The following is an 8,802-nucleotide window of genomic DNA, read 5'->3' on the forward strand; positions in this document are numbered from 1 at the left end:
ACGGGCTGCGCCCCCGAGGGGCCGGGGAAGGTCTTGGAGACGTGGGTGATGCGCGCGGCGTGTTCCACGGACGTGTCCGTGTCGGCGGCCTTGGCGAGGGCGGTTGCCATGGTCGTCACCTCCTGGGATCTGAGTGGCGGTAAGGGCTACTTGGCGCCGAGCCCGGCGTCGTCGGCCTCGCCCTTGCCCTCGGCCTTGAGGACCTTGTTGAGCGGGGCGAGGTCGTAGATGCCGGTCAGGTCGGGCTGCTCCAGCAGTCCGGCCTTGACGGCGTGGTCGGCCTGGGCGTCGAGGGTGGCGGCCAGCGGGTCGTCGAGGAAGGTGATCGACTCCCACGCCGGATCGATGACCTCGGCGGGCAACGCCTTGCCCGACAGCTTCTCCAGCGCCGCGTTGGCGGAGGCCTTCGCCTCCTCGGGGTTGGCGTTGATCCACTCGTTGGTCTCAACGGAGCCGCGCAGCACGGCCTCGACGACGTCCGGGTGTTCCTTCAGGAAGCTCTGCGACACGATGATGTTGGTGATCACGAACTTCTTGTCGGGCCACAGGTCGGCCTCGTCGAGGAGTACCTTCGCACCTTCGGAGACCAGCTTGGAGGCCGTCGGCTCGGGCACCCAGGCGCCGTCCAGCGATCCCGCCCTGTAGGCGTCGGGGGTGACCTTGTTGTCGGAGCGGACCACCGACACATCGCCCTTGCCGCTCTCCGCGTCGACCTTCCAGCCCTGCTCGGCGATCCAGTTGAGGAACGCCACGTCCTGCGTGTTGCCGTGCTGCGGGGTGGCGATCTTCTTGCCCTTGAGGTCGTCCACGGTCTTGATCCTGTCCGGGTTCACGACGAGCTTGACCCCGCCCGAGGCCGAGCCGGAGACGATGCGCAGGTTCGTGCCGCCGGACTTGGTGTAGCCGTTGATCGCGGGGGAGGGGCCGATCCAGCCGATGTCGATGGACCCGGCGTTGAGCGCCTCGATCTCGGAGGGACCGGCGTTGAACGTCGAGGTCTTGATCTCGGTGCCGCCGAGTTCCTTCTGGAGCAGGCCCTCCTGGACGCCGACCAGCGCGGTGGCGTGGGTGAGGTTGGGGAAGTAGCCGATCTTCACCTCGTCGGCGGAGAGCTTCTCGGCGTTCACCGCGACCTCGGCCCGCTGGTCGTCGTCGGTGGACTCGGCACCGTAGCCGCAGGCGGTCAGCAGGAGGGGGAGGGCGGCTATGGCGGCGAGGGTGCGCAGGGTGGCGCGCGGTCGTGCGGCAGACACGTGGGTGTCCTCTCAGGGAACTTCAGGGAAGGAGTGGTCAGGGAGGCGCCGGAGCGGCGCGGTGGGCGCGAGAGGCTCAGGCCGCGCGACAGAGGGCGGTGGCGGTACGGCCGTAGTCGATGTGGCGACGCGAGGTCAGCAGGGGCAGCGACCGGTCGACGCGGTTGAACGTGCCCATGGCCACCCCCCCCGTATCCCTAGTTTTCCTACCTGGTTGCTAGGGATCGTGGCAGAAGGTGGCCCGCACCCCAAGAGGGTGTTCACATGGTGGACGTGAGTGTTCCGGTCAGTGGGACGAGGTGGGTGCCGAGGTGGGTACGTACTTGTAGCCCACGCGCCGCACCGTGATGATCCGGTGCCGGTGCTCCCTGCCCAGCTTCTGGCGGAGCCGGGCGATGTGCACATCCACGGTGCGGCCGTCGCCGATGTGGTCGTAGCCCCAGACGGCGGCCATCAGCCGGTCGCGCGAGTGCACCTGGTGGGGGTGGCGTACGAGGTGCGTCAGAAGCTCGAACTCCAGGTAGGTCAGGCCGAGTTGGTGACCGTTCACTTCGGCGACATGGCATGCGGGGTCGACGCGTACGGCGTCGTCCCCCAGGGGGCCTGGGGAGTCCGCGAAGAGTGGGTGCGGTGGTGTGTGGTGCGGATGTGCGGTGGTCATGGCGGTTGTCGTCCCTCGGAGGTGGTGTCGGGCCTTCGGGTGTGGCGCGTCAGGCGCGACAGCAGGCGGCGCTGACGACGTGACAGAAGTCGACATGCCGACGACGAACGAGTCGCTGCTGGTTGGGGGACATGTCCATCATCGTGCGCGGCGCCATGAGGCACCGTCAAGGGCTTTCCTAGTAACTCGGTAGGAAAAATGGGAAAAGGGGCGTGTGAGGAGTCGGCCGCCGTGTCAGAGCCGGTCGTCGCCGTCCACGTACGTGCGCAGCACCTCGATGTCGCCGATCTTCGACGGGTCCACCCGGCGCGGATCGTCGGCCAGGACCACCAGGTCGGCCCGCTTGCCGGGGGTCAGGCTGCCGGTCTCCGTCTCCCAGTGGCAGGCGCGGGCGGCGTCGAGGGTGTAGGCGCGCAGGGCCTGTTCGACGGTGAGGGCCTCGGCGGGGCCGATGGACCGGCCCGACAGGGACGTGCGCTCCACCATGAACTGGACGGCGCGCAGCGGGGCGCCGTCGGCGACCGGGCGGTCGGAGCTGCCGGCCAGGGGGATGCCGTGGTCGAGGAAGGACCGGCCGCCGTAGAGCCAGTCGGCGCGGTCGGCGCCCAGTACCGTGGCGTAGTCGTCGCCGTAGTGGCGCAGGAAGCTCGGCTGGACGACGACGGTGACACCGAGGGCGGCCAGCCGGGGGAGCTGGTCGGGGCGGACCAGGCCCGCGTGTTCGACGCGGTGCCGGGCGGTGGGGCGGGGTGCCAGCCGCTGGGCCGCCTCCAGGGCGTCGAGGGCGACGTCCACGGCCCGGTCGCCGATGGCGTGCACCGCCAGCTGCCAGCCCGCGAGGTGCCCGGCGACGATGGTCTCCGCCAACGCCTCGGGGCTGTCCTGGAGCTCGCCGGAGGTGCCCGAGCCGTCCCGGTAGGGGGCCGTCAGGGCCGCCGTACGCGCCATCATCCCGCCGTCGGTGAAGACCTTCAGGGCGCCGAGGGAGAGCCTGCCGCCGCCGAAGCCCGTACGCAGGCCCAGGTCGAGGGCGCGGCCGGTGGTGTCCTCGGGGGCGGCGGTCACGGGGTGCAGGGCGTCGGCGGCCACCATCAGGCGGACGCGGAGCGGGAGCCGTCCGCTCTCGTGGGCGAGCTGGTAGGCGGCGGCCTCCACCGGGGTGCGCCCGAACAGCCTGCCGCCGACACCCGCCTCCGCGCAGGCCGTGACGCCCTCCGCCCGGCAGGTCAGGGCGGCCCGCCCGATCGCGCCGGCGAGTTCGGCGAGGGAGTGCGGCGGCCGGGTGCGCAGCGCCGCGCCCATGGCGCCCTCGGCGAGGAAGCCGTCGGGGCGGATGCCCTCCTGGGGCGGAAGGCCGCGCAGGACGGCCGAGTTGACCAGGCAGGCGTGGCCGGAGAGGTGGCCCAGGTACACCCTGCGCCCGGCGCTCACCGTGTCGAGGTCGGCCGCCGTCAGGGGGCGGTCGAGGGTGCGCTGGTCGTAGCCGCCGAAGTCGAGCCAGGCGCCCTCGGGGCTGTCGGCGACCGCCTGTGCCACCACGCGCAGGACGTCGTCGGCCCGGCGGCAGGGTGCCACGCTCGGCGCGGCGGCCTTGAGTCCCGTCCAGGTCAGGTGCACATGGGGGTCGACGAAGCCGGGCAGCACCACGGCGCCGTCGAGGTCGACGGTGTGCCGGGCGGACAGTCCCGCGATCTCCTCGTCCAGGCCGACGATCCGGCCCTGCCAGATGCCCAGTTCCCGGGCGGTCGGGCGGGCCGGGTCCATGGTGAGGATCCGGGCGTTGGTGATCCTGGTACCGAGCACGGCCAGATCCTTCCGGTCCTGCGGGCGGGTGGCGGCCCCCGTCCTGAGCTGACGAGGATTCAGAAGCCTTGTGCCGTACGGGGTCTGGCCCGCGTCGGCGAATGTAGTTAGCCTAACCTAAGTCTGTGGGTGCGGTGTTGGTGCGCTGTGACTCCCCGTCCGGAGGGATGCGTGAGAAGAGCGGACCCGTCGGGACGGCACGTCCTGCGGCGGACGATCGGCGGACAACGCCGTGACATCACGGTCGGCGCCGTCACCGGCATGGCCCACCAGACGGGCGAGGCCCTCGTGCCCGTGGTCATCGGCGTCGCCGTCGACCGCGGTGTGGCGGGCGGCGACCTCCCCGCCCTGCTGTTCTGGCTCGGCGCCCTCGCCGTTGTCTACGTCGGCCTCTCCTACGGCTTCCGCATCGGCGCCCGCGCCGGTGAACGCGCCTCCCTCAGCGCCGCCCACCAGCTGCGCACGCGGCTCACCGGCCGCGTCCTCGCCCCCGAGGGCGGCGCGCGGGACGGCCACCTGCCCGGCGAACTCGCCACCATCGCCACCGAGGACGCCCGCCGCGTCGGCGCCGTCGCCATGGCCGTCGTCGTCGCCGTCTCCGCCACCGCGGGCCTGCTCGTCGGCGCCGTCGTCCTGTTACGCGTCTCCCTGCCGCTCGGCCTGCTCGTCCTGCTCGGCACCCCGCTGCTGCTGTGGCTCGGCCACCTCCTCGGCAAACCCCTGGAACGGCGCAGCGCCACCGAACAGGAACGCGCCGGACACGCCTCCGGCATCGCCGCCGACCTCGTCTCCGGACTGCGCGTCCTCAAAGGCATCGGCGCCGAGACCGCCGCCGTCGCCCGCTACCGGCACATCAGCCAGGACTCCCTCACCGCCACCCTGCGCGCCGCCCGCGCCGAAGCCTGGCAGAAGGGCGTCGTCACCCTCCTCACCGGTGCCTTCCTCGCCCTGGTCGCCCTCGTCGGCGGACGGCTCGCCACCCGCGGCGACATCAGCCTCGGCGAACTCGTCTCCTCCGTCGGCCTCGCCCTCTTCCTCATCGGCCCGCTCTCCGAGTTCTCCTGGGTCAACGCCGAACTCGCCCAGGGCCGCGCCTCCGCCGCCCGGATCGCCGCCGTCCTCGACGCCGAGGTCGCCGTACCTGCCGGACCGCCCCAAGGCCCTCGCTCGCGCGGCGAGTTCACGGGGCGGCTGCGACTGCGCGCCCTGTCCTACGGCACCCTGAGCGGCGTCGACCTCGACATCGCGCCCGGCGAACTGCTCGGCGTCGTCACCACCGACCCCGCCGACGCCACCGCCCTGCTGCACTGCCTCGCCCGCCGCGCCGACCCCGACCACGGCGCCGTGGAACTCGACGGGACCGCCCTGCCCGCGCTGCCCCTGACGGACGTACGCGCCACGATCCTCGTCGCCGACCACGACGCCGAGCTGTTCGAGGGCACCCTGCTGGAGAACGTCACCGCCGCGGCCCCCGCCACCGCGGACGTGCCCGCCGCCCTCGCCGCCGCCCACGCCGACGAGGTCGCCCGCACCCTGCCCGACGGCACCGCCACCCCCGTCGGCTCCGCGGGCCGCGCCCTCTCCGGCGGGCAGCGGCAACGCGTCGCCCTCGCCCGCGCCCTGGCCGCCGACCCGCCCGTCCTCGTCGTCCACGAACCGGCCACCGCCGTGGACGCCGTGACCGAGGCCCGTATCGCCGCCGGGATCAGGACCGTCCGCGCCGGACGCACCACCGTCCTGGTCACCAACAGCCCCGCCCTGCTCGCCCACACCGACCGCGTCGTCCTCCTCACCGGCGGCACCGTCGCCGCCACCGGCGACCACCACCGCCTGGTCCACGACCACGCCGGCTACCGGACGGCGGTGCTCACATGACCACCTCCTCGGCCACCCCTACGGCCACCGGGCCCACCCTGCTGCCCGTCGCCACCCCCGCCCGCACCCGCGCCGCCGTCGCCGAACTCCTGCGCCCGCAGCGGCGCCTCGGGCTCAGCGCCGTCACCGTCATGGTCGCCGCCACCGCCGTGGGCCTGCTGACCCAGCCACTGCTCGGCCGGATCGTCGACGAGGTCGCGGACGGCGGCACCGCCGACGTCGTCACCACGGTCGCGGCCCTGCTGCTCGCCGTCGCCGTGGCCCAGGGCCTCACCACCGGATGGGGACTGTCCCTCGTCTCCCAGCTCGGCGAGACCACCCTGGCCCGGTTGCGGGAGCGGTTCGTCGACCGGGCCCTGCGCCTGCCCCTCGACCAGGTCGAGAAGGCGGGAGCAGGGGACCTGACCGCCCGCGTCACCGCCGACGTCTCCCTGATCGCCGAGGCCGTCCGCAACGCCCTGCCCGAGCTGGTCCGTTCGGTCCTCACCATCGTCCTCACCCTCGGCGCGATGGCCCTGCTCGACTGGCGGTTCCTGCTCGCCGCGCTGCTCGCGGTGCCCGTCCAGGCCGCCACCGCCCGCTGGTACACCGCACGCGCCGTGCCCCTCTACGCCGCCCAGCGCGTCGCGGGCAGCGCGCAGCAGCAGCAACTCCTCGACACCGTAGCGGGCGGCGCCACCGTACGGGCGTTCCGCCTGGAGGAGGAGCACACCGAGCGGGTCACCGAACGGTCCCGGTCGCTGGTGGAGCTGACCATGCGCGGCGTCCGGCTCGTCCTCGGCTTCTACGCCCGGCTGCACATCGCCGAGTACCTCGGCCTCGCCGCCGTCCTCGTCACCGGATACTGGCTGGTCCGCCAGGGCGCCGCGTCCATCGGCACGGCCACCGCCGCCGCCCTGTACTTCCACAGTCTGTTCACCCCGGTCAACGCCGCCCTCGCGCTCCTCGACGACGCCCAGTCCGCGACCGCGAGCCTGGCCCGCCTCGTCGGCGTCGCCGACACACCCCCGTCCCCGGCAGGCCGGGCCGCCCCCGACGGCACCGGCGTCACCGTCCGCGGCGTCGGCCACGCCTACCGGCCCGGCCACCCGGTGCTGCACGACATCGACCTGACCGTCCGCCCCGGCGAACGCGTCGCCCTCGTCGGCGCCAGCGGCGCGGGCAAGACCACCCTCGCCCGCCTCGTCGCGGGCATCCACGCCCCGGCCACCGGCACCGTCCTGATCGGCGGCTCCGCCCCGGCGGAACTCGCCCCCCGCACCGTCGCCCTCCTCACCCAGGAGACCCATGTCTTCGCGGGCCCCCTCGCCGACGACCTCCGCCTCGCGCGACCCGACGCCACCGACGACGAACTGCGCGCCGCCCTCGACCGCGTCGACGCCCTCGCCTGGGCCGAGGCGCTGCCCGACGGCCTCGCCACGGTCGTCGGCGACGGCGGCCACCGCGTCGACGGGCAACGCACCCAGGCCCTCGCCCTCGCCCGGCTGATCCTCGCCGACCCGCCCGTGGTGATCCTGGACGAGGCCACCGCCGAGGCGGGCAGCGCCGGAGCCCGTGCCCTGGAGAAGGCCGTCGCCCGCGCCGTCGACGGCCGTACCGCCCTGATCGTCGCCCACCGGCTCAGCCAGGCCGCCACGGCCGACCGCGTCGTCGTCATGGACGCGGGCCGTGTCGTCGAGACCGGCACCCACGACGAACTGCGCGCCGCCGACGGGCCCTACGCCGCCCTGTGGCGCGCCTGGTCGGACACCCGCACCCCCTGACCCCCCACGGCCACCCCCCGCACCACCCGGCACCACAGGAACCCGAAACGAAGGACCACCGATGTTCCGCTCCCGCAGCGCACCACGGCTCGCCGCCGCGCTCTCCTCCGCACTCCTGCTCCTCGCCGCGGCCACGGCCTGCGGTGGCGAAGACGACTCCGACTCCGCCACCACGGGCGCCGGTTCCCGGGCGAGCGCCTCCGGTGAGTCGGCGTTCCCCGTGACGATCGACCACAAGTACGGCAGTACGACGGTCGAGTCCGAGCCCGAGCGGATCGTCACCGTCGGCCTCACCGACCAGGACGCCGTCCTCGCCCTCGGCAAGGTCCCGGTCGGCACCACCGAGTGGCTCGGCGGCTACCCGGGCGCCATCGGCCCCTGGGCGGAGGACAAGCTGGGCGGCGCGGACGTCCCGACCGTCCTCAAGGACACCGGCACCGGCCCGCAGGTGGAGAAGATCGCCGCACTCAAGCCGGACCTGATCCTGGCGCTGTACGGCGGGCTCACCAAGGAGCAGTACGACTCCCTGTCGAAGTTCGCGCCCGTCGTCGCCCAGCCCGAGGAGTACAACGACTACGGCATCCCCTGGCAGGAGCTGACCGAGAAGGTCGGCCAGGCCCTCGGCAAGCCGGACGAGGCGGCCCGGGCGGTCAAGGAGACCGAGGACAAGATCGCCGCCGCGGCGGCCGAGCACCCCGAGTTCGAGGGCGCCACCGCCCTGATGGCCACGCCGTACGAGGGCATGTTCGTCTTCGGCAGCCAGGACCCGCGCTCGCGGCTGCTCGCCGACCTCGGGTTCGCGCTGCCGGAGGACCTCGACAAGGCGATCGGCGACCAGTGGGGCGCCAACATCAGCAAGGAACGCACCGACCTGCTCGACCAGGACGCCCTGGTGTGGTTCGTCGGCGATGTCACCAAGGACGCCGACAAGCTGCACAAGGACGCCTCCTACCAGGACCTGGGCGTGGTGAGGGAGGGCCGTGAGGTGTTCGTCGCCGAGAGCACCGACTACGGCCACGCCAGCTCCTTCATCACCGTGCTCAGCCTGCCATACGTGGTCGACCGGCTGGCCCCGCAGCTGAGCGCTGCCGTCGACGGAAAGACGGACACGAAGGTGGAACAGCCCGCGTCCTGAGCACGGCCCGCGTCCTGAGCACGGCCCGCGCCCTGAGCACGGACAGGGGGCCCGGCGGCTACTGCCGCCGGGCCCCCTTCCCCTGTGCTCAGCCGTCCATCGCCTCCGCGAGGCTGCGCGGCCGCATATCGGTCCAGTGGGTCTCGACGTACTCCAGACAGGACTGCCGGGACGCGGGCCCGTGGACGGTGCGCCAGCCCGCGGGCACCTCCACGAAGTCCGGCCACAGGCTGTGCTGGTCCTCGTCGTTCACCAGCACCAGGAACACGCCGTCGGGGTCCTCGAACGGATTGGTCATGGCCTTCCTCTCCT

The 8,802-nt window shown here is 73.2% G+C and carries 7 protein-coding genes and 1 pseudogene; 3 read left to right on the forward strand and 5 right to left on the reverse strand.

Annotated features, from left to right (window positions below; genetic code table 11):
- From KBY47_RS36335 to KBY47_RS06450, 4 genes and pseudogenes are all read right to left on the reverse strand, one after another.
- Window positions 1-110: pseudogene (locus KBY47_RS36335) on the reverse strand (ABC transporter ATP-binding protein); the annotation flags it as partial.
- Between the two features lie 36 nt (window positions 111-146).
- A complete protein-coding gene (locus KBY47_RS06440) occupies window positions 147-1,253 on the reverse strand; it encodes an aliphatic sulfonate ABC transporter substrate-binding protein (RefSeq protein ID WP_210919968.1) in 1,107 nt (368 codons plus the stop codon).
- Between the two features lie 286 nt (window positions 1,254-1,539).
- Complete coding sequence (locus KBY47_RS37330) at window positions 1,540-2,010, reverse strand: winged helix-turn-helix domain-containing protein (protein WP_374103057.1); 471 nt, start codon at window positions 2,008-2,010, stop codon at window positions 1,540-1,542.
- A 138-nt stretch (window positions 2,011-2,148) separates the two neighbouring features.
- Window positions 2,149-3,717 carry an amidohydrolase gene (locus KBY47_RS06450; protein ID WP_210919969.1) on the reverse strand — a complete coding sequence of 523 codons (1,569 nt, stop codon included), beginning with the start codon at window positions 3,715-3,717 and terminating at the stop codon, window positions 2,149-2,151.
- 171 nt (window positions 3,718-3,888) lie between these two features.
- On the opposite strand from KBY47_RS06450, the gene KBY47_RS06455 reads away from it, so the two are divergent.
- The 3 genes from KBY47_RS06455 to KBY47_RS06465 all read left to right on the forward strand — a co-directional run bounded on the left by KBY47_RS06455 (window position 3,889) and on the right by KBY47_RS06465 (window position 8,490).
- Complete coding sequence (locus KBY47_RS06455) at window positions 3,889-5,592, forward strand: ABC transporter ATP-binding protein (RefSeq protein ID WP_210919970.1); 1,704 nt, start codon at window positions 3,889-3,891, stop codon at window positions 5,590-5,592.
- On the forward strand, window positions 5,589-7,355 hold the full coding sequence (locus tag KBY47_RS06460; RefSeq protein ID WP_210919971.1) for an ABC transporter ATP-binding protein: 1,767 nt from the start codon (window positions 5,589-5,591) through the stop codon (window positions 7,353-7,355). Before KBY47_RS06455 ends, KBY47_RS06460 begins: the two co-directional genes overlap by 4 nt.
- Before the next feature lie 61 nt (window positions 7,356-7,416).
- Window positions 7,417-8,490, forward strand: coding sequence for an iron-siderophore ABC transporter substrate-binding protein (locus tag KBY47_RS06465; protein WP_210919972.1), 1,074 nt, complete (start codon window positions 7,417-7,419; stop codon window positions 8,488-8,490).
- Window positions 8,491-8,578: 88 nt separating this feature from the next.
- On the opposite strand, the gene KBY47_RS06470 is transcribed toward KBY47_RS06465, so the two are convergent.
- Window positions 8,579-8,788 (reverse strand): MbtH family protein, encoded by a 210-nt coding sequence (locus KBY47_RS06470; RefSeq protein ID WP_210919973.1) that lies wholly within the window; start codon window positions 8,786-8,788, stop codon window positions 8,579-8,581.
- Window positions 8,789-8,802 lie beyond the last annotated feature (14 nt).

This window comes from Streptomyces sp. B93, from assembly GCF_018070565.1.
Classification (GTDB): domain Bacteria; phylum Actinomycetota; class Actinomycetes; order Streptomycetales; family Streptomycetaceae; genus Streptomyces.

Coding starts and splice junctions, on each gene's coding strand:
- KBY47_RS06465 (WP_210919972.1), top strand. CDS start 7,417: ATGTTCCGCTCCCGCAGCGCACCACGGCTCGCCGCCGCGCTCTCCTCC.
- KBY47_RS06470 (WP_210919973.1), bottom strand. CDS start 8,788: ATGACCAATCCGTTCGAGGACCCCGACGGCGTGTTCCTGGTGCTGGTG.
- KBY47_RS37330 (WP_374103057.1), bottom strand. CDS start 2,010: ATGTCGACTTCTGTCACGTCGTCAGCGCCGCCTGCTGTCGCGCCTGAC.
- KBY47_RS06460 (WP_210919971.1), top strand. CDS start 5,589: ATGACCACCTCCTCGGCCACCCCTACGGCCACCGGGCCCACCCTGCTG.